21 protein-coding genes and 2 pseudogenes are annotated in these 22585 nt (G+C 64.5%); 13 read left to right on the forward strand and 10 right to left on the reverse strand.

Annotated elements, in window-relative coordinates; genetic code table 11:
- Positions 1–4: 4 nt before the first annotated feature.
- The 3 genes from AWB82_RS14220 to AWB82_RS14230 are packed head-to-tail and all read right to left on the reverse strand — an operon-like array spanning position 5 to position 2817.
- A complete protein-coding gene (locus AWB82_RS14220; protein ID WP_086968083.1) occupies positions 5–799 on the reverse strand; it encodes an ABC transporter permease in 795 nt (264 codons plus the stop codon).
- Positions 800–815: 16 nt separating this feature from the next.
- Positions 816–1733, reverse strand: a complete 918-nt coding sequence (locus AWB82_RS14225; protein WP_086968085.1) for an ABC transporter permease — start codon at positions 1731–1733, stop codon at positions 816–818.
- Positions 1726–2817, reverse strand: a complete 1092-nt coding sequence (locus tag AWB82_RS14230) for an ABC transporter ATP-binding protein (protein ID WP_086968149.1) — start codon at positions 2815–2817, stop codon at positions 1726–1728. The genes AWB82_RS14225 and AWB82_RS14230 overlap by 8 nt, the downstream gene beginning before the upstream one ends.
- A gap of 285 nt (positions 2818–3102) precedes the next feature.
- On the opposite strand from AWB82_RS14230, the gene AWB82_RS14235 reads away from it, so the two are divergent.
- Positions 3103–3978 (forward strand): IclR family transcriptional regulator, encoded by an 876-nt coding sequence (locus tag AWB82_RS14235; protein ID WP_086968087.1) that lies wholly within the window; start codon positions 3103–3105, stop codon positions 3976–3978.
- 3 nt (positions 3979–3981) lie between these two features.
- Here AWB82_RS14235 and AWB82_RS14240 read toward each other — a convergent pair whose 3' ends face one another.
- Positions 3982–4575 (reverse strand): BPSL1445 family SYLF domain-containing lipoprotein, encoded by a 594-nt coding sequence (locus tag AWB82_RS14240; RefSeq protein WP_086968089.1) that lies wholly within the window; start codon positions 4573–4575, stop codon positions 3982–3984.
- A gap of 153 nt (positions 4576–4728) precedes the next feature.
- Here AWB82_RS14240 and AWB82_RS14245 point away from each other — a divergent pair, with 153 nt between their 5' ends.
- Positions 4729–5211 (forward strand): septal ring lytic transglycosylase RlpA family protein, encoded by a 483-nt coding sequence (locus AWB82_RS14245; protein WP_086968151.1) that lies wholly within the window; start codon positions 4729–4731, stop codon positions 5209–5211.
- 130 nt (positions 5212–5341) lie between these two features.
- A pseudogene (locus tag AWB82_RS14250) lies at positions 5342–5821 on the forward strand (NUDIX domain-containing protein).
- Between the two features lie 19 nt (positions 5822–5840).
- Here the strand turns inward: AWB82_RS14250 and AWB82_RS14255 are convergent.
- Genes AWB82_RS14255 through AWB82_RS14265 form a run of 3 tightly spaced genes read right to left on the reverse strand, consistent with a single transcriptional unit; the run spans position 5841 to position 10413 of the window.
- Positions 5841–7202, reverse strand: coding sequence for a sigma-54-dependent transcriptional regulator (locus AWB82_RS14255; RefSeq protein WP_086968091.1), 1362 nt, complete (start codon positions 7200–7202; stop codon positions 5841–5843).
- Positions 7203–7206: 4 nt separating this feature from the next.
- Complete coding sequence (locus AWB82_RS14260) at positions 7207–9048, reverse strand: sensor histidine kinase (RefSeq protein ID WP_086968093.1); 1842 nt, start codon at positions 9046–9048, stop codon at positions 7207–7209.
- Between the two features lie 6 nt (positions 9049–9054).
- Complete coding sequence (locus tag AWB82_RS14265) at positions 9055–10413, reverse strand: 2-hydroxycarboxylate transporter family protein (protein WP_235023285.1); 1359 nt, start codon at positions 10411–10413, stop codon at positions 9055–9057.
- A gap of 420 nt (positions 10414–10833) precedes the next feature.
- Between AWB82_RS14265 and AWB82_RS14270 the strand changes: the two are divergent.
- From AWB82_RS14270 to AWB82_RS14295, 6 genes and pseudogenes are all read left to right on the forward strand, one after another.
- A pseudogene (locus AWB82_RS14270) lies at positions 10834–11544 on the forward strand (GNAT family N-acetyltransferase); the annotation flags it as partial.
- Between the two features lie 176 nt (positions 11545–11720).
- The gene (locus AWB82_RS14275) at positions 11721–12782 is read left to right on the forward strand and encodes an ABC transporter substrate-binding protein (protein WP_086968099.1); all 1062 of its coding nucleotides are present in this window, start codon (positions 11721–11723) and stop codon (positions 12780–12782) included.
- The gene (locus tag AWB82_RS14280) at positions 12779–13618 is read left to right on the forward strand and encodes an ABC transporter ATP-binding protein (RefSeq protein WP_086968102.1); all 840 of its coding nucleotides are present in this window, start codon (positions 12779–12781) and stop codon (positions 13616–13618) included. The genes AWB82_RS14275 and AWB82_RS14280 overlap by 4 nt, the downstream gene beginning before the upstream one ends.
- Position 13619: 1 nt before the next feature.
- On the forward strand, positions 13620–14498 hold the full coding sequence (locus tag AWB82_RS14285; protein WP_235023281.1) for an ABC transporter permease: 879 nt from the start codon (positions 13620–13622) through the stop codon (positions 14496–14498).
- Between the two features lie 37 nt (positions 14499–14535).
- Positions 14536–15357, forward strand: a complete 822-nt coding sequence (locus tag AWB82_RS14290) for a transporter substrate-binding domain-containing protein (protein ID WP_235023282.1) — start codon at positions 14536–14538, stop codon at positions 15355–15357.
- A 21-nt stretch (positions 15358–15378) separates the two neighbouring features.
- Entirely contained in the window at positions 15379–16731 is a 1353-nt protein-coding gene (locus AWB82_RS14295; protein ID WP_086968105.1) for an LLM class flavin-dependent oxidoreductase, read from the forward strand.
- Between the two features lie 56 nt (positions 16732–16787).
- Here AWB82_RS14295 and AWB82_RS14300 read toward each other — a convergent pair whose 3' ends face one another.
- On the reverse strand, positions 16788–17186 hold the full coding sequence (locus AWB82_RS14300; protein WP_086968107.1) for an FKBP-type peptidyl-prolyl cis-trans isomerase: 399 nt from the start codon (positions 17184–17186) through the stop codon (positions 16788–16790).
- Positions 17187–17236: 50 nt separating this feature from the next.
- Positions 17237–17545, reverse strand: a complete 309-nt coding sequence (locus tag AWB82_RS14305; RefSeq protein WP_086968109.1) for a DUF4148 domain-containing protein — start codon at positions 17543–17545, stop codon at positions 17237–17239.
- Between the two features lie 239 nt (positions 17546–17784).
- On the opposite strand from AWB82_RS14305, the gene AWB82_RS14310 reads away from it, so the two are divergent.
- Complete coding sequence (locus tag AWB82_RS14310) at positions 17785–19053, forward strand: MFS transporter (protein WP_086968111.1); 1269 nt, start codon at positions 17785–17787, stop codon at positions 19051–19053.
- A 67-nt stretch (positions 19054–19120) separates the two neighbouring features.
- Positions 19121–20050, forward strand: a complete 930-nt coding sequence (locus AWB82_RS14315) for a LysR family transcriptional regulator (RefSeq protein WP_086968113.1) — start codon at positions 19121–19123, stop codon at positions 20048–20050.
- A gap of 58 nt (positions 20051–20108) precedes the next feature.
- On the opposite strand, the gene AWB82_RS14320 is transcribed toward AWB82_RS14315, so the two are convergent.
- Complete coding sequence (locus tag AWB82_RS14320; protein WP_086968114.1) at positions 20109–20990, reverse strand: LysR family transcriptional regulator; 882 nt, start codon at positions 20988–20990, stop codon at positions 20109–20111.
- 210 nt (positions 20991–21200) lie between these two features.
- Between AWB82_RS14320 and AWB82_RS14325 the strand changes: the two genes are divergently transcribed.
- Positions 21201–21383, forward strand: coding sequence for a hypothetical protein (locus AWB82_RS14325; protein WP_086968116.1), 183 nt, complete (start codon positions 21201–21203; stop codon positions 21381–21383).
- The gene (locus AWB82_RS14330) at positions 21380–22570 is read left to right on the forward strand and encodes an amidohydrolase family protein (protein ID WP_086968118.1); all 1191 of its coding nucleotides are present in this window, start codon (positions 21380–21382) and stop codon (positions 22568–22570) included. The genes AWB82_RS14325 and AWB82_RS14330 overlap by 4 nt, the downstream gene beginning before the upstream one ends.
- Positions 22571–22585: the final 15 nt, after the last annotated feature.

A 22585-nucleotide genomic window follows, 5' to 3' on the forward strand; every position in this document is an offset into this window, starting at 1 on the left:
GGGTTCAGTGCTGGCCGATCAGAATGCGGTTGAGCCCATACACGCGGTCGAGAAGCAGCATCGCGCCCGCGGTGATGAAGATGACGAGCGCCGAGACCGACGCCATCATCGGGTCGATGGATTCGGTCGCGTACATGTACATGCGCACGGGCAGCGTGACCGTTTGCGGTGACGTGACGAAGACCGACATCGTCAGCTCGTCGAAGCTGTTGATGAACGCGAGGAGCCATCCGCCAGTGATGCCGGGCAGGATCATCGGCAGCGTGACGCGGCGAAAGGTCGTCCACGCACTCGCGCCGAGCGACGAAGCGGCGTGCTCGATGCTGCGGTCCATGCCGCTCACCGACGCGAGCACGAGCCGCATCACGAACGGCGTGATGATGACCATGTGCGCGAGAATCAGCCACGCGAACGAGCCGGTCGCGCCGATCATCGCGAAGAAGCGCAGCATCGCGATGCCGAGCACGAGGCCGGGTATCACGAGCGGCGACAACAACAGCGCATTGAGAAAGCCGCGCCCCGGGAAGCGCGCGCGGCCGATCGCGAGTCCCGCGGGCAACGCGACGACGAGCGACAGCGTCGCCGATGCGAACGCGAGCTTCACGCTGTTGAAGAACGCCGAGATGAAGTCGGGATAATCGAGAATCGCGCGGAACCAGCGCAGCGAAAGACCGCGCGTGGGCAGCGTGAGCGTTTCCTCCGGCGTGAACGCGACGAGCACGACGACGACAAGCGGCGCGAGCACGAAGAGAATCACGAGCGTGTGAAACGCCAGCGCGAGCGGACCGTTTTTGCGCATGATTGATCGCCCTCGTTCAGCCCATGCTGCGCGTGTAGCGCCGCTCAAGCACGCGGTAATAGGTGAGCATCACCACCAGATTGGCGACGAGCAGAAGCAGCGCGATGGTCGCGCCGAGCGGCCAGTTCATCGAACTGAGGAACTGGTCGTATACGGTGGTCGCCGCGACCTTCAAGCGTCTTCCGCCGAGCAGGCCGGGAATGGCGAAGGCGCTTGCGGAAAGACCAAACACCATCAGGCTGCCGGAGAGGATGCCCGGCACGAGTTGCGGCAGCACGATGCGCCACAGCGTCACGGCGGGCGAGGCCATTAGCGAGAGCGCGGCGTTTTCGGTTTGCGGATCAATACGCTGCAGCGCGGTCCAGACCGGAATCACCATGAACGGCAGCATCACGTGAACCAGCGCGATGACGATCGCGAACGTCGTGTAGAGCAGCTTGTACGGGCCGAAGCCGAACACGCCGAGCAACTGGTTCACGAGCCCGTTCACGTTGAGCAGCATGCTCCAGCCGAACGCGCGCACGACCACCGAGACGAGCAGCGGCGCGAGAATCACCAGCAGAAAGACGGATCGCCAAGGATCGCCCATGCGCGACAGGATGTACGCCTCGGGCGTGCCGATCGCGACGCACAGCAACGTGACCAGCGCCGCGATGCCGAACGTGCGCGCGAAGATCGTGTGGAAGTACGACGAGCCGAGCACTTCGGCGTAGTTGTGCGGATCGAACGCGGCGACGGCGCCCATCGACGGATCGAAGCGATAGAACGTGAGCGCGAGCGTCATCGCGAGCGGCACGATCACGAGCACCGCGAAGAGAATAAGCGCGGGCGCGCTCATCATCCACAAGGGCGCGTAGGCGTGCCAGGGCGCGCGGCGCGCGTGTGCCTGCGCGGGCGTCGCGGCGGGCTCGGAAGAGCGCAACGTGCTATCCACGGGCGGCCTCCTGCTGAATGAAGCGGATCGATTCCGTATTCCAGTCGATGCCCACGTGCGCGCCTTCTTCGAGCGGATCGTCGCCGTGATTCTGGCAGCACACGAGCATCTCGCCCGCGCGGCTGTCGAGCCGATAAAGCCATTGGCTGCCGAGGAAGAAGCGGCTCGTCACGCGGCCCGGCAGACGCCCGCTGCCCGCCGCGCCGAGCCTCAGTTTCTCGGGACGGATGCAGACCGTGACCGCATCGCCGACGCCGATGGCGCGCTCGCGTTCCGGCAGTTGCGAAGTGGAGCCCGTCTCCGCGAGATCGTGGCCGAGATCGATGCGAATGGCGTCGCCATCGCGCGCGACGATCGTGCCGCGCAGCATGTTGGCCTTGCCGATGAACTGCGACACGAAACTCGTCTCGGGACGTTCATACGCGCGATAAGGCGTGTCCACCTGCGTAATGCGGCCCGCTTCCATCACGACGACGCGATCGCTGATCGACAGCGCTTCGGACTGGTCGTGCGTGACCATGATCGTCGTCGTGCCGATCTTGCGCTGAATGCCGCGCAATTCGAACTGCATGTCTTCGCGCAACTTCGCATCGAGGTTCGACATCGGCTCGTCGAGCAACAGCACGGGCGGCGCGATGACGATGGCGCGCGCGAGCGCCACGCGCTGACGCTGTCCGCCGGACAACTCGCGCGGAAAGCGCTGCGCCAACTTGTCGAGCCGCACGAGCGACAGGGCTTCCTTCACGCGCTCGCGGCGTTCGCTCTTGTCGATGCCGCGCATCTCAAGGCCGAAGCTCACGTTCTGCTCGACGCTCATGTGCGGAAACAGCGCATAACTTTGAAACACGATGCCGAGGCCGCGCTTGTTCGGGCGCATGTGCGTGATGTCGCGGCCATCGAGCATGATGCGGCCGCGCGTCGCTTCGATAAAGCCCGCGATCATCTGCAAGGTCGTCGTCTTGCCGCAACCCGACGGCCCGAGCAGCGACACGAACTCGCCTTTCTCGACCGACAGATCGACGTCGGCGACGGCGTGCAGATCGCCGAACGATTTCGACAAATCCGTCAATGTGAGGAACGACATGGCCAGCCCCTTCGACGCATCGCGCGCCGGCAATATGCGATTGATTCGATGAGCGACTCTAGCCAGCCAAAATCCGCAGCGTCAATTTCGAATTCCACTGACTGAGACAAACTTGATATTGAATTCCGTTAAACGGAATATGCATCGAATAATTTCCGGAATCGTTCCACTGATCGGGACTTGGGTATTCCCTTAGATTGCGCATTGCGGCCGAATCGGGTCGAATGGTGGCGGCGAAAATCGCACGGCGCGCACATTCCATTAAATGGAATAAATGAGGCGAAGATGAAGGCTTCTGACGAAAAAAACGGAACACCCGCGCCGGATGCGCCGGGCGTCGGCATGCTTCAACGCGCGTTCGCGGTAATCCGCGCGCTCGGCGAAGGGCAGGCCGAAGGCAGCCGCGTCACCGCGCTCGCGAAAGCGGTCGGACTGACGCAGGCCACGGTGCATCGGATTCTGCATGCGCTGATCGCAGAGGGCGTCGTCGAACAGGACGAAGCAAGCAAGCGCTATCGGCTGAGCGTCGATTTCTTTTCGCTGGCGGCGCAGGCGGGCAACCCGAGCCGCATGCGCACGCTCTGCCGGCCCGCGTTGCTTCGACTATGCGCGAGTCTCGGCGACACCATCTTCCTGCTCGTGAAGAGCAGTTTCGATGCGGTGTGCCTCGACATGTGCGAAGGCCCGTTCCCGATCCGCTCGTTCACCGGCGACGTGGGCGGACGCGTCGCGCTGGGCGTCGGGCAGGGCAGTCTCGCGATTCTCGCGTTTCAGCCCGAGGAGGAGCGCGAGGAGATCATTCGCTATAACGTGCCGCGTCTGCATAACTATGGCGTCTTCGACGAGGTGTATCTGCGCACCGAAATCGAGCGAGTGCGCGCGCAAGGCTATGCGGGCCGCAACAGCGGGCTGATCGATGGCATGGCGGGCGTCGCGGTGCCGATCCTCGATCGATCGGGGCATGCGCTCGGCGCGTTGAGCGTCGGCACGCTATCGACGCGTCTCGGCGAAGACCGCTTGCCGATGGTCGTCGAACTGCTCAAGCGCCAGGCGTCGACGATCGGCCCGCAGATCAATCCGTTCGATGTGGCCGTGCGTCGTCCGGTCCACGGTCTCACGCGGGCGATGGCGACCAGGCCCTTGTCGGGCCCGGCGCAGTAGCGCTCAGGGACTCAGCCGGCTGACCTTGGTGCCTTCGAGCGACACGCCCGCCATGAGACCGGCGTTCGTCAGTACGAAGACCTCGACGGGATCGGTGGCCGTGGTCGTATCGAGCTGGCCGTTGGCGCCGAGCCTGACCACGGCGACAGTGGCGTCGGTGCCGACCGCCCAGCCGTCGCGCCGACGGAATTGCGCGAGGGCATCATCGGTCAGGAACACGTAGATGAGCGCCTTCGACTGCGCGCCGATCTGCAAGCCGAATGAACCGCCTGCCGTGTTGTAGTAGCCGTCGGTGCGGCCATCGATACGCAGCGCGCCTTCGCCGTACTGCGCGCCCAGCCAGAATCCCGCCGCGATCACGCGAGGAAAGACCAGCACGCCGCGCGCCTTGTTCACGAGTTCGCGCGAGCCGCTCACGGAGACGTATAAGCGTTGCAGCGTGGCATCGACGGCGGCGTCGATGGCGCGATCGCGATCGGCCGTGCCGGCTGCGGTCTCTCCGGACGACGGACCCGTGGTCGTGCATCCGGCGATGCATAGCGCCGCCGTTGCCATGCCGCCGGTGAGCAGGAGACGCCTCTTGTTCTTCAGATTCATGTGGTTCCTCTGATCGACAGTTCGTGGGCTCTCGCACTATACAAGCTGTTATCCGCCGTGTGTGCAGATCGAGGGGCCGGCGTATTGAGCAGAAGGAAACGGCCCGAACCCTGCTACCCGATGCATGTCGACGTCGAGTTCGAGAGGACAGATATGAAGCGGCTTCGGGCATTCGTATGCGTGATCCTGTCGTGCTGTGTGAGCACGGCTTATCCGGCGCACGAGAAGGCGTCGGCGCATCAGCATCATCGTCACGCGAAGGCGAAATCCGCGCATGAAAGCGGACTCGACCGCTCGGGCAAACCGCGCAAGGGCGAGGCTTCGTACTACGGCCGCAAGTTCTACAAGAAGAAAATGGCGGACGGCACGCATATGAATCCGCAATCCAACGTGGCCGCGAGCAAGACGCTTCCGCTCGGCACCAAGGCGCGCGTCACGAATCTGGAGAACGGCAATAGCGATGTCGTCGAGATCAAGGATCGCGGTCCTTATGTGAAGGATCGGATCGTCGATGTATCGCCAAAAACGGCGGACAAGCTCGGGATCAAAAAGGACGGCACGGCTCCCGTCGAGGTGAAGCCGATCGAGCTTCCGCAGGCCGATGGAACGGTGAAGCCGGGCGTCGACGCACGATAGCGGCGAAGCGATCTGATTCTGCCGCATGACGTGACGTGGCCGTGCTGCGACGCGCGCGGGATACACTGTGCGGCACGAACGCGACGAACCGGAAGACACTCTGACGATGAAAGGAAAGGAGAGAGCCCTCATGCCGGGCGTTGACCAAGCGCGACCGGCTACGCTTATCGACTCTGTGTGGCGCGTGATGCTTCGCCTCGGATTCCGGCTTGCACGCGCATGGTGGCGCCTTCGACGGCCTGACCATGAAGGCGCGCTGGTTGCGATCTACGTCGGGCGAATGCTCTTGCTGGTGAAGCCTTCGTACCGGTCCGAGTGGAATTTGCCCGGCGGCAGCATCAGTCCCGGCGAGACGCCTCATGCGGCGGCGCTGCGCGAACTGGAGGAAGAGATCGGACTCACGTCGCACCCGTTACGCCCTGCGGGTAGCGCCTGCGGTATCTGGGACGGAAGAAGAGACACCGTCCATTTCTTCGAACTGCACCTCGATTCCGTGCCTGAACTGCGGCTTGATAATCGCTAAATCGTCGCCGTGCATCTGGCGTCGCCGGAGGAATTGCGCGGCTTATCCTTAACCGAAGCGGCCGCCGCGTATTGCCATTCCCGGTGAAACTGCTTCGGCATCCAGATTAATTCTCGATGTCGTCCGACTGCGCGTCGCGCCCCGGAATCTTGAACTGCCGAAGCTTGTGATACAGCGTCTTGCGCGGCATGCCGAGCGCTTCACTCGCCGCGCCGACGTTGCCATTGTGACGCCGCATCATGTCATCGATCAGCACGCGCTCGATATACGCAAGCTGCTCGTTGAGCGGAACATTGCCGCGCGGCCGGTCGCCGGACGGAATCAATTGATCGTCGGCGAGACCGAGCACGAAACGATCGGCCACGTTCTGCAATTCGCGCACATTGCCGGGCCATCCATGCGCGGTCAACTCGGAAACCTGCGCGGCCGTGACCGTCGGGGCGTCCGTGCCGAAGCGCTGCGCCGCCGCGAGCACGAAGTGCTCGAAGAGCAGCGGCACGTCTTCACGGCGTTCGCGCAGCGGCGGCACGTCGATCAGCGCGACATTCAGCCTATACAACAAGTCGGCGCGAAAGCGCCCGTCCGACGAGAGCAACGCAAGGTCGGCCTTGGACGCCGCGATCACGCGGCAATCGACCGCGATCGATTCATTGGTCCCGAGCCGTTCCACGCGCCGCTCCTGCAGCACGCGCAACAGCTTGATCTGCAGCGCGACCGGCATGGTTTCGATCTCGTCGAGAAAGAGCGTGCCGCCGTCGCTCCATTCGATCTTGCCGATGCGGTTCTTCGTCGCCCCGGTGAACGCGCCCGCTTCATGCCCGAAGAGCTCGCTCTCGAAAAGCTGCTCCGGCAAGCCGCCGCAATTGAGCGCGACGAAGTGATGCTCGCGCCGTCTGCCATAGTCGTGCAGCGCCCGCGCGATCAGCTCCTTGCCGGTGCCCGTTTCGCCCGTGATGAGCACCGACACGGACGTGTCCGCGAGCCGCAAAATCTTCTTGCGCACGTCGGCGATGGCGGGCGACTTGCCGAGCACGAGCGCCTCGATGCCGCGTCCGTTTTGCAGCGCGGCGCGCAGCCCAGCGACCTCCAGCGTGAGCCGGCGCTTCTCCACCGCGCGCGCGACGCGTCCGGCAATGTGCTCCGACGAGAACGGCTTCTCGATGAAGTCGTAAGCGCCCACGCGCATCGCGCCGACGGCCGTGGAAATATCGGCATGACCGCTGATCAGCACGACGGGAATTTGCGCGTCGATGGCGATCACGCGTTCGAGCAACTGCATGCCGTCGATACCCGGCATGCGCAGGTCGGAGACGAACACCACGGGCGCGCCGGGCACGGCGGCGGCAAGCGCGCTCGCGGCGCTCGCGTGCGATTCCACCGGGAAGCCCGCGAGCGCCACCGCCTGTTCGACGCCGACGCGCACGTCCTCGTCGTCCTCGACGATCACCACGCGGATGTCGTCGCTCATGCTTTTATTCACTATCGATGCTCCCGCCGTTCGCCGCTACGAATTCGATGGTGAATTGTGCGCCACCGCCTTCGAGATTGACAGCCGCGATCCGCGCGCCGAAGCCCTCGATGATGCGCGACGTGATCGCGAGCCCGAGGCCGAGCCCATGCCCGCGCGGCTTGGTCGTGACGAACGGTTCGAAGAGATGCGCGAGCACGTGCGGGTCGATACCGGGGCCGTTGTCGGCGATGAAGAAGGTCACGCGAGCGGGGTCGTCGGTGCGGCTTGCGCCGATTCGAATGCGCGGCGCTTCGCGGCCGGCGAGCGCATCGAGCGCATTGCCGAGCAGGTTGACGATCACCTGCTGCAAGCGTCCCGGTTCGGCCGCGACGATGGCGTCGGGCGCGATGTCGATATCGAGTCGCACTTGTTCATCGCGGATGCGCGCGTCGACCATGAGCCGCGCGTGCGCGAGCGCATCGGCGAGCGAAACCGGAACCGTGTTCGCCTCGGGCTTTCTCGCGAAGGCCTTCAACTCGGCCGTGAGCTGCGCCATGTTCTCGACGAGCCTGCCCACGCGCTCCAGATTGGCGAGCGCCTGCGCGCTCTGGCCACGCTCGAAAAACGTGCGCGCGTTGTCGCACAGCGTGCGAATGGCGACGAGCGGCTGATTGATCTCATGCGTGAGGCCGGCGGCCATCTGACCGAGCACGGCGAGCTTGCCGGCGTGCACGAGTTCCTGTTGCGAATCGCGCAGCTTCTGCTCAGTGAGCACGCGCTCGTCGATCTCCTGCTGCAGCGCCGCGGTGCGCTGCAACACGGTCGCTTCGAGACGATCGTTCGCGCGCTGCAACGCGTCCTGCGCCTTGAGCCGTTCCACGATCACGCGGCGTCGCTGCACGGCGTAGAGCGCGTACAGGCCCGCGATCAGGAACGCGCCCGTCACGAACGCGAACGCCAGTTGTTGCTGACGCCGCGCCGCCGAGAGATCGAGCGCCACCATGATCGCGTCGCCTGCTTGCGGCGCGCTGCGCGACATCACGAGATAACGCCGCTCGCGGCCGGGATGCGACCAGTCGGGCAGGCGCGCGAACCACGCGCCGTTGCGCCAGTCGTCGAGCCGTTCGTAGCCGAGCTTGTCGACCTTGCGGCCCGCATACTGGCGCGATGCCTGAATCTGCTCCTGCTTATGCGCGGCGATCGGCGCGAGCGCGGTGAACTTCCATGCGGGCACGGTCGAAATCACGACGACGCCGTTGCCATCGACGACCATGGCCGCTTCGTTCGGCACGCGCCACGCCGATTCGAGCGGATCGACGCTGATCTTGACGGCCGTCGCGCCGAGCACTTTTTGTCCGCCGCGCACCGCGCTCGCGAAGTACAGCCCCGGTTGGCCCGTGTTCGTGCCGATGCCGAAGAACCGGCCGCTGCCGCTCGCGAGCGAATCGGTGAAGTACGGACGATACGCGACGTTGGTGCCGACGAAGCTCACCGGCCGGTTCCAGTTGCTCGCGGCGATCACATCGCCATTCAGGTCGATAACGTCCACCGCGACGCTGCCCGCGTCCGCGTTGACCGCTTCCAGATAGCCGTCGACAGCCGGAAGCAGCGCGCGCCGCGCATCGGGCGACGCGGCGAGCAGGGTCTTGATGCTGTCCTGCCGCGCCGCGATGGCGGGAAGGATTTCATAGCGGCCTAGCTCGCTCTTGAGGCTCGCGGCGTAGAGATCCAGCCGGTGCGCGCCGGCTTCGGTCAATGCGTCCAGTCCGCGATGCCAGGCGAACTCCATCGCGGCGGCCGCCACGGCGAGATAAAGCGCCGCGCTCGCCACCACCGTCCACAAGGGAACGCCCAGCATCGTCATACTCGATCATCCGAAATGCGCCAGGATCAGCAAGGTCAACGTGACGACGATCGCACCGCCGATGCGCGTCGCGATTTGCGCGAAGGGCATCAGCGTCATTCTGTTGGCGGCCGTCAGGATGGCCACGTCGCCGGTGCCGCCCTGGCCGCTGTGGCAGGCATTCACGATCGCGGTGTCGATAGGGTACATCTTCAGCAACCGGCCGACCACGAAGCCCGTGCCCATCAGCGTCGCCACCGTCACCACGATCGTCACGATGTTGGCCAGCGTGAACGCCGCCATCAGCTTGTCCCACGGCGTCATCGCCACGCCGATCGCGAACAGCAGCGGATAGGTGACGGCCGTCGAGAAGAACTTGTAGACGACGAACGCGCCTTCCTGAAGCTGCGGCGAAACCGCCCGCGCGAGCTTCACGAGCACCGCCAGAAACAGCATCGCGACCGGCGCCGGCAGGCCGAACATGTTGCGGCACATAAGGCCGAGCAAGTACAGCGTGATCGCCGTGATGCCCGCCGCGGCGATGTGCGTCACGTCGATATGCCCGCCGACCTCTTCCTTCACCGGGTCCATCTCGTCCTGCTCGCCGACCTGCAGACGGCCGCTGCCTGTCAGATGCGGATAGCGGCGGCCGATCATGTCGAGCACGCCCGACAGAAGAATCGCCGTGAGGCTGCCGAGCATCACCGGCGGCAACACCTGCGCGAAAAGCTCGCCCTGCGGCAGATGCATGATCTCCGAATAGCCGATCGAAAGCGGAATCGCGCCTTCGCCGACGCCGCCCGCCATGATCGGCACGACGATGTACAGCAGCGTATGGCGCGCCCCGAGACCGAGCGCCGTGCCGACGAGCGTGCCCACGATCGCCGCCACGATCGAACCGGTCGCGAGCGGAATGAAGATCTTGATGAAGCCTTGGATCAGCACGCGCCGGTCCATGCTCAAAATGCTGCCGACGATGATCGACGCGATGAAGAGATACAGGAAGTTGGTCTGCTTCGTGAACTCGGTGGTGAGATTCAGGATCGGCTTGGGCAGCAGATGGTAATAGGTCAGCGCCGACGGAATGAAGGTCGCGAAGATGGCCGCCGCGCCGATGTTGCGCACGAGCGGCATGCGCTTGCCGATCTCGGCGCACGTGAAGCCGAAGAACGCGAGCACGGCGATCGCCATCGAGATTTCGCCCGGCACCTTGCCCGTCACCGCAAAGCCGACGATCAACAGGAGCAGCAGCACGTACACCGGCAGCGGAATGATGCCGATGCGCGTTTCCATCAGCTTCCACCAGCCTTCGGGCCAGAAGCGTTCCTTTGCCTTGTTCGTCGATGCCTGCTGCGCGTCGTCGTGCTGCGCGCCATGAGATGTGATGTGCACGAGTGTCTCCTTGCTGTTTGTGTAGTGCATGTGCTGCGGTCCTCGTGCGGGCGTGCGAGTGCAGCGCCGCGCCGATGATTCGGGATGCGTGAGGGATGCGTGAGGGATAAGCGGGTGGGACCGGTTATCGGAATGCCGGCGTGCGCCGAGCCGATGGCAGGATCAAGATGTCGTCTCCGTTTTGGCCTTGAGTCGCGAAGGGCCTTCGCGACGGGTCTATGCCTATAACAAGGCAAGGCCCGTGCCAAGCGAGACGTGCCGAGGCTGCCTCTTAAGCTACTGATTTTGCTGATATTTTTTTGTGGCGATTCACGCCGGCCGCGCGCCGTTCCGAAATTTCAGAATCGCTCGATTTTCGATGGCTGAGCTTTTAGACTGCGAATTCCCCTATCACGCAACCGGAGCCTCCGACGCATGACGAGAACCAACGAGTATCAGCAGCCCATCGGCGAAGCGGTGACGGACTGGAAAGCGCGCGAGCGTCCGGCGCGCATCGGCATCGACGGCAGACATTGCCGTATCGAGCCGCTCGACGTGGAACGCCACGCGGCCGATCTTTTCGACGCCTACGGCCGGGCGCCGGACGGCAGCGACTGGACTTATCTGTTCGTCGGACCGTTCGCTAATTTCGAGTCCTTCCGCGACTATCTGACGAAAGCCGAGGCGTCGGCCGATCCGCTTCACTACACCGTCATCGATTCCGCGAGCGGCAAGGCGGTCGGCACGCTCGCGCTGATGCGCATAGAGCCCGTGCATGGCGTGATCGAAATGGGCAGCGTCACGTTCTCGCCTTTGCTCAAGCAGACGCGCATATCGACGGAAGCACAATATCTGTTGATGCGCTACGTTTTCGAAGACCTCGGCTACCGGCGTTACGAATGGAAGTGCGACAGCCTGAACGCGCCTTCGCGCAAGACCGCGCTTCGGCTCGGCTTCGAGTTCGAAGGCATCTTCAGGCAGGCGATCGTCTACAAGGGACGTAATCGCGATACGGCGTGGTACGCGATCATCGACCGCGACTGGCCGCGCATCCGGCGCGGCTTCGAACGCTGGCTCGCCGACGATAACTTCGACGCGAACGGCAAACAGCGTGCCTCGCTCGCGCAATTGCGCGACGAAAGCGCCGGCTGAATTAAACGTCGAACGCGCTCGCGGTGAAATGCTTTTCACGTTTCGCGGCGTCAGCTAATCAGATTTGCTTCGTTTGATCGTCTCACGGCTCGCGTGAGAATGAGGGAGCACGGCGCCGCCCGTCGCGCGGCGCCACACCGATTCCACCTCCTGCTCCTCATTCCAATCCTATGAAGGCGTCTTTCTCGAACTACCGGTTCCACGCGGCGTGGATAGCCGTCACGCTCGTTCTGCTGAGCGGCTGCAAGCCTCATGAAGACGAGGCGCAGGCATCGTCCGCGAAAACCACGCAGGGCGCGCGGCAGGAAATTACGTACTTCAAGTACCCCGACAATCCCGCGTTCGATCTCGTCTATCTCGCGGACAAGCTCGGCTATTTCGAAGGCACGAGCACGCGGCCGAAGTACGTCGGCAAGATTTCCGCGCCGCAGATCATTCCGCTTGTCGGCACCGGCGAGATCGATTTCGGCACGCGCATGGTGCCGCTCGTCATCTCCGCGATCGCGAGCGGCGCGGATGTCAAGGTGATCTCGGCAGGCGGCGAAACATTGCCCGATGCGCCGCATATGAAGTATTTCACGCGCAACGATTCGGGCATTCGCGGGCCGAAGGACTTCGAAGGCAAGACCGTCGCGTTCAACAGTTTCGGCGCGTGCGCGGAGTTCGTGACCAAGAAGTATCTGTCGCAGCATGGCGTGGACGTGTCGAAGGTCAACTGGCTCGTCGTGCCGGACAACCAGTCGCAACAGGCGCTCGTCACGAAGAACGTCGATATCGCGATCATTCATCCGCCGTTCTCCGGCGCCGCCGAAGCCGATCCGCAATTGCACAAGCTCTGGAGCGACTGGGACGAGGACCACGGACTCGGCGGCATGGCGCCCTACAGCGTGAACGGCGCGTTCGCGCGGGCGCATCCGCAAGCCGTGAAGGACTTCGTGACGGCTATCGCGCGTGCGGAGAACTGGGTCAACGCGCATCCCGACGAAGCGCGCCAGTTGACGGCGGAGCGGCTCGGCATCGACGTGAAGCTCGTCGAACGCTATGCCTATGTGAAGGATCTCGTCGTGACGGAGCCGCCGATCCAGTACTACATCGACATTCTCGAACAGGCGGGCAAGATCCCGAAGGGCAAGGTCCAGGTCAAGGACGTCTACACGAACGACTACAACCCGCTCGCCGCGAAGCAGTCGCAGGCGAGCGCGACGCCACGCGCGAACGGACAGCCGTCATGAGCGGCGCGGTTTCGGCACGCGAGAAGATCGTCGCGCGCGATCTGTCGCTCACCTATGTCAACGAGTCGAGCCAGTCGAGCCGGACCGTGCTCGACGGCTTCGATCTGAGCGTGCGCGAAGGCGAATTTCTCGCGCTGCTCGGACCGAGCGGATGCGGCAAGTCGACCTTTCTCAACCTGCTCGCGGGCCTCGTGCCGCCGACTTCGGGCTTCATCGCAATCGACGGCGAACCCGTGAGCGCGGCGCGCCGCAAGCTCGGCTTCGTCTTTCAGGGCTATGCGCTGTTTCCGTGGCGCACCGTGCGCAAGAACGTCGAAACGGGGCTGGAGATTCGCGGCGTGAAACGCGCGCAACGGCGCAGCGAGGCCGAGCGGTTTCTGCGTCTCGTCGGCCTGCTCGATTTCGCCGATCACTATCCGCATCAGCTTTCTGGCGGCATGCGCCAGCGCGTGGCGATTGCGCGCGTGCTGGCCTACGGTCCCGAGATCCTGTTGATGGACGAGCCCTTCGGCGCCCTCGATGCGCAAACGCGCGAAGCGTTGCAGCAGGAACTGCTCGACATCTGGGAGCGCAGCGCGAAGACGGTCGTGTTCGTCACGCACAGCATCGACGAGGCGATCTTTCTGGCGGATCGCGTCGCGGTCGTCGGGCGCAGGCCGGGCCGCGTGAAGGAGATCATCGAGATCGGCTTGCCGCGTCCGCGTCCGGCTTCGATACGGCACAGCGCGGAGTTCGTCGCGTTGCGGCAGCGCGCGTGGGCGAGTCTCAGCTCGGAACTGGACGCGCCGCGCGAACGTGTTGCCGAATCACTGGCCGAATCATTGACGGGAGCGTGAAGTGGCGGAGCAAGAAAGTGTGCGCGGTATGGCGGTGCTCGCCGCAGCGAAAAAGCGCGCTGCGAGCGCGTGCGGTGTGAGAAGCGGTGTAAGAAGCGGTGTGCGAAGCGGCGTGCGCTGGTCGATTGCGTTCGAGCGTTCGATCGCGCTCGTCGTGTTCGCGCTCTTGTGGGAATTGCTGCCGCGTCTGGGCATCGTGAGCACGGCGTATCTGAGCCCGCCGTCGCAAGTGGCCGTCGCCATCGCGCATCTGTTCGACAGCGGCGAAGTGTGGAAGCATCTCGCCGCGAGCGCGCTGCGCTCGATCAGCGGTTTGCTGCTGGCGGTGGCCGGCGGTGTGGTGTGCGGCTTCGCGCTCGGATGGTTCCGGCGCGCCGAGCGCATCGTCGATCCGCTCTATCAGTTGCTTCGGCAAGTCTCCGCGTTCGCGCTCTTTCCGGTGTTCATGCTGTTCCTCGGTATCGGTGAATCGTCGAAGATCGCCATCATCGTGTGGGCTGCGTTCTGGCCGGTGCTGCTCAATACGATATCCGGCGTGAAGCAGGTCGAGCGCACGTACATCGATTGCGCGCGCACGATGGGCGCGTCGCAAGGCTTCATCTTCGCGAAGGTCGTGCTGCCCGCCGCGCTGCCCGAGATTCTCACCGGCATACGGCTCGCGGGCGCGTACAGCATCACGGCGCTGGTCGCGGCGGAGATGATCGGCGCGCGATCGGGGCTCGGCTTCTACACGCTCAATTCGCAGGAGACGTTCCAGATTCCCGACATGTACGCGGGCATCGTGCTGCTCGCGCTCTTCGGCCTGTTGATCAACAAGAGTCTGTCGCTGCTGGAGCGGCATCTGCTGCGCTGGCGCGTGGGGCTCGCGCAGAATGGCTAGGCACGCAGCCGCGGCCGCGCCACGGCCCGGTCGATGGATGCGCTGGTTCGTCGCGGCCGTCATGGCATCGGTGTCGCTGTCGGCGTTGCCGTGGCGCGACGGCTTCGGCGACGACCGTCCGTTCGCCGCCGCCATCGCGCGCGGCACGCTGATCGTCGCGGTGCCTTCGCGCCCGGCGCCGACGTTGAATGTCGGCCGCGTCGATCACTTCGCGCGCGCACCGGACGGCTTCGCGGCGGCGCTCGCCGAAAACATCGGACGGCGCGCGGGGCTTCCCGTCGTGTTGTTGCTCTCGACTCCCGCACAAGCGCGCGATGCGTTGCGATCTGGCCGGGCGGATGTCGCCATCGCGGACCTTGCGTTCGGCGCGGATCGCGAACTCGCCTACGCTTCGAGCGCGTACACGTCGGGGCGCGGCATGGCGCTGGTGCTTCGGCACGGCGCGGTGCGCGCATACGGCGATCTGGCGGGGCGTTCGATCTGCGCATCGCGAGGCAATCCGTTCGCGCGTGACGCGGCGCGTCGCGCGCACGCGAACGTGCAGCACTACGACCGTCCGCTCGATGCCTTGCTCGCGTTTCAGGCCGGCGAATGCGCCGCGCTCGTCGATGACGAGTACGTCATCCACAAGCTGCTCAGGCAGCCGGACTGGGCCTATTACCGCGCGCTGCCCGGCACGCTCGCGCCCACGCGCGCCTTCATCGCGACGCGCGGCGGCGATGTCGCGAGCGCGGCGTTCGTGGATCGCATCGTGACGGACTGGCGACGCCAACGCTGGTTGTCGGCCGTGCGCGAAGATCAGGCGACGCAGCTCGCCTTCGACATGTTCAACGCGCAGAACGATCTGTATTGCCACTAAAAACCGAAGGATCATCCGGACATGACACGACGAAGCGGACATCTGCACCTCGGCGCCTTTCTCTATCCCACCGGCCATCACATCGCGGCGTGGCGGCATCCTCACGCGGTGGCCGACGCGGGCAGCAATTTCGCGCATTACGCGCAACTCGCGCAGGCGGCGGAAGCCGCGAAGTTCGATCTCGTGTTTCTCGCCGATGGCTCGGGCACGCGCGGCGACGACGCGCAATTCCTGAGCCGCACCGCGCACAGTTACGTCGCGCAGTTCGAGCCGCTCACGCTGCTGTCGGCGCTCGCGGCGCTCACAACGCGCATCGGTCTCGTCGGCACCGCATCGACCTCGTTCAACGAGCCGTATCACATCGCGCGCAAGTTCGCGTCGCTCGATCACATCAGCGGCGGACGCGCGGGCTGGAATCTCGTGACGTCGTCGAGCGAGCATGAAGCGCGCAACTTCGGCTTCGACGCGCATCTCGCGCACGCGCATCGCTATGAGCGCGCGGAAGAATTCGCCGATGTGGTGACGGGCCTGTGGGACAGCTTCGACGAAGACGCGTTCGTGCGCGACAAGGCATCGGGGCGTTACTTCGATCCGGACCGGCGTCACGTGCTGAATCATCGTGGCGAGTTCTTCAAGGTGCGCGGGCCGCTGAACGTGGCGCGCGCGCCGCAGGGACATCCGGTGATCGTGCAGGCGGGATCGTCGGAGGCGGGCAGGGCGCTCGCCGCGCGCACCGCCGAGGTGATTTTCACGGCGCAGCAGACGCTGGACGACGCCGTTGCGTTTTATGCCGACGTGAAGGGCCGCATGGCGCGCTACGGCCGTCATCCCGATGCGCTCAAGATCATGCCGGGCGTGATGCCGATCGTCGGCCGCACGGAGGCCGAAGCCCGCGCGAAGTTCGACGAATTGCAGGCGCTCATCGATCCGGCCGTGGGACTCGCGATGGTCTCGACGCTGACGGGCGGCTTCGATCTGTCGGCGTATCCGCTCGACGGACCCATTCCCGAATTGCCCGAGACCAACGCGAGCAAGAGCCGCCAACTTTTGATGATCGACCTCGCGCGCCGCGAGAATCTCACGATACGCGAGTTGTATCGGCGTATCGCGGGGGCGCGCGGGCATTGGCAAGTCGTCGGCACGCCCGCGCAGATCGCGGATGCGCTGGAGGAGCGCTTCGTGAATCACGGCGCGGACGGCTTCAATGTGATGCCCGCATTGCTGCCCGATTCGCTGAACGATTTCATCGAACTGGTGCTGCCGGAATTGCGGCGGCGCGGTCTCTTTCGCAGCGAATACGAAGGGCGCACGCTGCGCGAGCATCTCGGCCTCGACGTGCCGCGCTCACGGCATGCACGCGAAGAGGCCGCGTAGAAAGCGCAACGCCCGCGAGAGCGCGGGCGTCGTTCACTTCTTGGATTATTTCTCGATTACTTCTTGATTTCGAGCAATTCGACTTCGAAGGTCAGGTCGCTGTTCGGCGGAATCGCGCCCACGCCGCGGCTGCCATAAGCGGTCGCCGCCGGGCAGGTGAGCTTCGCTTTGCCGCCGACCTTGATCTTCTGCACGCCTTGCGTCCAGCACGGAATCACGCGGTTGAGCGGGAAGGTGGCGGGGCCGCCGTGCTTGCTCGAACTGTCGAACTCGGTGCCGTCGGCGAGCGTGCCGCGATAGTTGACGCTCACCGTGTCGTCGGCCGTGGGTTGCGCGCCGGTGCCTTGTTTGATCTGCTCGACGACGACGCCCGACGGCAACTTCTCGGTGGTGCCGGCGGCGAACGCGGTCGTTGCAATGGCGGATGCGGCGAGCAAAGCGAGAACTGATTTCATGCGATGACCTCTTTGAGCGGAAGGGCCATTATATCGGCAGCCCTTTCGTCTCAGTTCGTCCGCGCCTCCGGGCATTCCGCCTGATACCAGCGATCGACCTGGCGCTGCGCCGCGTGCAGATCGTCGGGGTAGTACGGATCGAAAAACTTCGACGGGTCGTATCCCGCTCGTTCCAGCGCCGCCAGTTCGCTCAGATTGCGCTCGCGTGTCAGAGGCGCGTGGTTCCTCAGCGCGGTGAGATCGCGGCATTGCGTCGCGCTCAGGTTCGGCGCGCCTGGCTGCGCGCCGCCCGTGGCGCAGCCCGCGAGCAAGATGGCCAGCGCGGCGATCGTCGATTGGAGTCTTAGTGGTTTGCTCATGTCGCATCTTCCTTTGATTCGTAGCGTCCATCCGAAGTATCCCTAGTTGAGCCGAAATCCGCACGATCCGCCAGCCCTGATGCCGGCCCGCGCTACGGCCACGTCATTGTTTGCATTTCGCAAATGACGCATTCGCCGGTCGGGCCGTTCTTTTCAAAACGCGTCTGAGTCACCCTTTGTTGCGTCGACGATGCCGCATTTCAACGAAGCGGCCGCCGATTCTGACTCAGGAGACAAAGATGACCTCGAACCGGTGGGATACGTCCTACGAATGGAAAGCCGTGACGCTGCTTGCGCTCGGATTTGGCCTCGTCGGCCTCGATCGGTGGCTGATCGCGCCGCTCTTTCCGGCGATCATGAAGGATCTGCATCTCACCGCGCAGGACGTCGGCAACTGCATCGGCATTCTGGGGTTGTCGTGGGGCGTGTTCGCCGCGCTGATGGGCGGCATCTCCGACAAGATCGGGCGGCGCAAGGTGCTGATCCCCGCGATCATCGCGTTTTCGCTGCTGTCGGGTTTCTCGGGCGTCGCGGGCGGCCTCGCCAGCCTGCTCGCCGTGCGCTCGCTGATGGGCGTCGCCGAAGGCTCGTTCTGTCCGACGAGTTTCGCCGCGACCGCCGACGCGTCTCATCCGAAGCGGCGCGGCTTCAATCTCGGTTTGCAGCAAAGCGGCTTCGCGCTTTTCGGGCTCGCGCTTTCGCCGATCATCGCGACGCAATTGCTCGACGTCGTCTCGTGGCGCTGGGTTTTTGCGCTCGTCTCCGTGCCCGGCCTGATTCTTGGGCTGCTGATGTTCTTCGTGATTCGCGAGCCGCGCGCGACGGAATCGGAACCGGCGTCGGCGGTTCCGCAAGCGCAGACCGCGAAGGGCAACTGGCGCGACGTGCTGAAGAGCCGCAACATTCCCGTCGCGATGGTCGCGCTCTTTTGCGCGATGACCGGCGTCTTCGTGCTCGGCGCGATGCTGCCGCTTTATCTGACCGAATACCTCGCGCTGGACACGCAGCGCATGGGCATCGTCGTGTCGGCGATCGGCTTCGGCGGTTTCGTCGGCCAGTTCGCTCTGCCGGGATTGTCCGATCTCGTGGGCCGGCGGCTTGCGAGCATCGCCGGTTTCGCGGGAACGGCGATCATGCTGTACGTGTTTCGCGGCGTCGGCGCCGAGCCGCTCGTCTTGTTCATCGTGCTCTTCGTTGCGTCCTTCTTCACGCTGGGCCTCGTTTCGCTGCTCTCCGGGCCGGTCGCGACGGAGGCGGCGCCCGTCGGCATGGTGTCGACGGCGATCGGCATCGTCGTGGGCGCGGGCGAGATTTTCGGCGGCGGCGTGGCCCCCGCGCTCGCCGGCTTCGTCGCCACACATTTCGGAATCCAGAATATTCTCTGGCTGCCGATTTTCGCGGTGCTCGTGGGCATCGGCGTGAGCCTGCTGCTCGAAGAAACGGCGCCCGCCCGGGTGCGCCGGAACGCGCGCGCCGTGGAGCTTGCCGGCGGCGAACAGCCCGAGTAAGCGCGCTCGCCTGAAGCCACACGCTGCGGATAAACTGACATGCTGGGCACGCTCGAAAGGGACCGGCATGGATCGTTTTCTCAGCATCGAAGCCTTTGTGCGCGTGGCGGAGACCCATAGCTTCGCCGAAGCGGCGCGGCAACTCGGGGTCGCGAGCTCGGTCGTCACCACGCGCATCCAGCAGTTGGAGAAATTCCTCAACGTGCCGTTGTTTCATCGCAGCACGCGGCACGTCAGGCTGTCCGACGTCGGCGAGGCTTTCTATCGGGATTGCGCGGAGGTGGTGGGGCGCGTCAACGAACTGACCGACCAGATGCGCGAGTTGCGCGCGACCCCAACCGGGCGGCTTCGCATTCAGATGCTGCCCGGTTTCGCGCTGGGTCACTTCGGCGCATCGCTTGCCGAATTCAATCGGCGCTATCCCGGCATCCAGCTCGACGTGATCGTCAATGACCGGGTCGTGGACCCGATCGAAGAGGGCTTCGACGTCGCGTTCCAGATCTTTCCGCCGATTTCCGATTCCCTCGTCGAACGGCGTCTCTTCACCGTGCGGCGGCTTTTCTGCGCCGCGCCCTCATACGTGAACGAGCATGGCGCGCCGCGGCATCCGCGCGATCTGCTGGATCACCGGACGGCGCTCTATTCGGGCTATCCGTCGCGCAATCGCTGGACGATGACGCGCGCGGGCGAGGTCGTCGAAATCGAACTGCCGGGCATCGTCCGCTCGAATTCGGTCCACTTGCTGCACGACTATGCGCTGACGGGCGGCGGCGTGGTGTGCCTGCCGACGCTCGTCGCGAGCGCGTCGCTGCTGAATGGCGCGCTCGTGCCGATTCTGCCGGACTACGCGCTCTCGCCGATGAACTTCGCAGCCGTTTATCCCGCCACGCAACGGCAAGGGCTCAAGGTGAAAGCGCTGGTCGAATTTCTCGCCGAGCGGCTGGGACCGGAGCCGGCGTGGGACGTGCCGCTCATTGAACGGGGTTGGATTACTTAGCGATGCAACTAACTGTCTGAGCCGTCCGACACCTTGAACATCGCCAGCATAGACTCGACTAACGACGCTGCGGCCCGAACATGCGCGACAACGCGCGCGCGAGTTCCTTGACGACGGCATCGGCGGTCGGGCGGTGCAACAGCGCGATATCCATCGTCTCGATGGCGGGCAGCCCGCTTTTCGTCGTCAGAACGACGTGATCCGGGGAAACCGCGCGCGCCGGCAGCAGGCTGATGCCGAGACCATCGGCGACGGCTGCCTGGATGCCGCTCAAACTCGAACTGATGAAGCTCAGCCGCCAGCGTCGTCCGATGCTTTCGATCGCGTTGGTCATGTCGTCGCGATACAGCCCGCGCGGCGGAAACGCGACGAGCGGAATCGGATCGAGTTGAATCGACGGATTTTCGGCGCTGTCGATCCATCTCAGTTGCTCGGGCCAGGTCGCGACGGCCTCGCGGCTATTGCGACGCTGTTTCACGAGGATCAGGTCGAGGTCGCCGCGATCGTAGCTATTGCTCACATCGCGGCACAGTCCGCTCGTCACTTCGAGCTTCACTTGCGGATGTTTGCGGTTGAACGCCGCGAGCATGTGCGTCGTCAGTCCGCCGACGAAGTCTTCCGGTAGGCCGAGCCGCACCGTCACGCCGACGTTCGCGCCCGATAGCGCCTCGATCATTTCATCGTTGAGCGCGAGCATGCGGCGCGCGTAAGCGAGCAGGGTTTCGCCGGCATCGGTCGGGCGAACGTCGCGGCTGCCGCGTTCGAGCAGCTTGTGTCCCGCCATCTCCTCCAGACGCCGGACCTTCTGACTGATCGTCGATTGCGTCGAATGAAGCCGCGCCGAAGCGGCGGTGAAGGTGCCGCAATCGGCCACCATGACGATGGCCTTTAGCAAATCCAGGTCGAACAGCGGCGTGCGTGTTTGGGGAACGTGTTTCATCGAGCTGTTCGATTAGCGAATTGGACATCGACTTCTATCACGCACGACCGGCAGTGGCAATCGCACGGCGACGCTTGTTCCGGCATTCGATTTCAAACTGACCTTCATACGAACATTTAATTTTCGAATGCAAGGCTTGATGGATAACATCGGTTCACGTCGATGCGAATGGCTGGCTCTCGCGCTTCGACGTCAGATAAAAAGGCTCCGATGGGGAAAGGACGTATCGCGCTGCCGCTCTTCACGCCGGTCGTCGTATTCTTCGTATTGCGCGGCGGCGCGACGTTCGTCGCGTTGTTTGCGAATGCCGTGGTCTTCGTTGCAATCAGCGGCGCGCAATGCATGCTGCGCTCGCGTATCGATACTGCCGTGGAATCGGCATCAGAATCATGACTCGTTCACTTCATCTCTCGAATGTCCGGCTGGCCGATGGCCAGCGAGTTGCCGTATCCGTCGTCGATGGCCGTATCGAGGCGCTCGGCGCGCACGTTGCAGCGCCACGCGATGCGCATATCGAAGACGGCGGCGGCGCGTTGCTGCTGCCGGGCTTCGTCGAAGGCCATACGCATCTCGACAAAAGCAACTGGGGCCGCCCGTGGTATCGCAACGAAGTCGGCCCGCTGCTCACCGATCGCATCGGCAATGAACGCGAGTGGCGCAGGGCTTCGGGGCACGATGCGGCCGCGCAATCGCTCGCGCTGTCGCGCGCGTTCGTTGCGGCCGGCACGACGCGATTGCGCACGCACGTCGATATCGACACCGATGCGCGCCTGCGCCATCTCGAAGGCGTGCTCGCGACGCGGCAGACGATGCGCGACACGCTCGACGTGCAGATCGTCGCGTTTCCGCAGTCGGGCATGCTGATTCGCCCGGGCACGGTCGAACTGCTCGGCGATGCGCTCGCGCAAGGCGCGGATGTGCTCGGCGCACTCGATCCCGCGTTGATCGACGGCGATCCGGTCGCATCGCTTGACGCGACTTTCGCGCTCGCGCAACGCTATCGCAAGCCGATCGATATTCATCTGCACGAGCCCGGCGAAATCGGCGCGTTCACGTTGAAGCTGCTGCTGGATCGCGTCGAAGCGATGAGCATGCAAGGACAGGTTGTGATCAGTCACGGCTTCTGTCTCGGCGCGTTGCCGGAGCGCGAGCGCGATGTCCTGCTCGATCGCATCGCGCGTTTGCACGTGGCGCTGCTCACGAGCGCGCCGCCTTCGTGCACGGTGCCGCCGCTCAAGCTGTGCCGCGACAAGGGCATCACGATGTTCGGCGGCAACGATGGCGTCCGCGATACCTGGACGCCATATGGCGTTCCCGACATGCTCGAACGCGCGATGCTGATCGGCATGCGCTACGACCTGCGACGCGACGACGATCTCATGATCGCGTTCGATTGCGTGAGCGAAGCCGCCGCGCGCGGCTGCGGCTTCGCGGACTACGGTCTGCACGTCGGCGCACGCGCGGACCTCGTGCTGGTCGATGCAGAGAGCGTCGCGCATGCAGTCGTGGCGCGGCCGAAACGCAAACTCGTCGTGGCGAACGGACGCATCGTCGCGCGTGACGGAGCGCTCCTTTCATGACCGGGCACGAACACG

This window comes from Caballeronia glebae, from assembly GCF_001545035.1.
GTDB classification, from domain to species: Bacteria; Pseudomonadota; Gammaproteobacteria; order Burkholderiales; family Burkholderiaceae; genus Caballeronia; species Caballeronia glebae.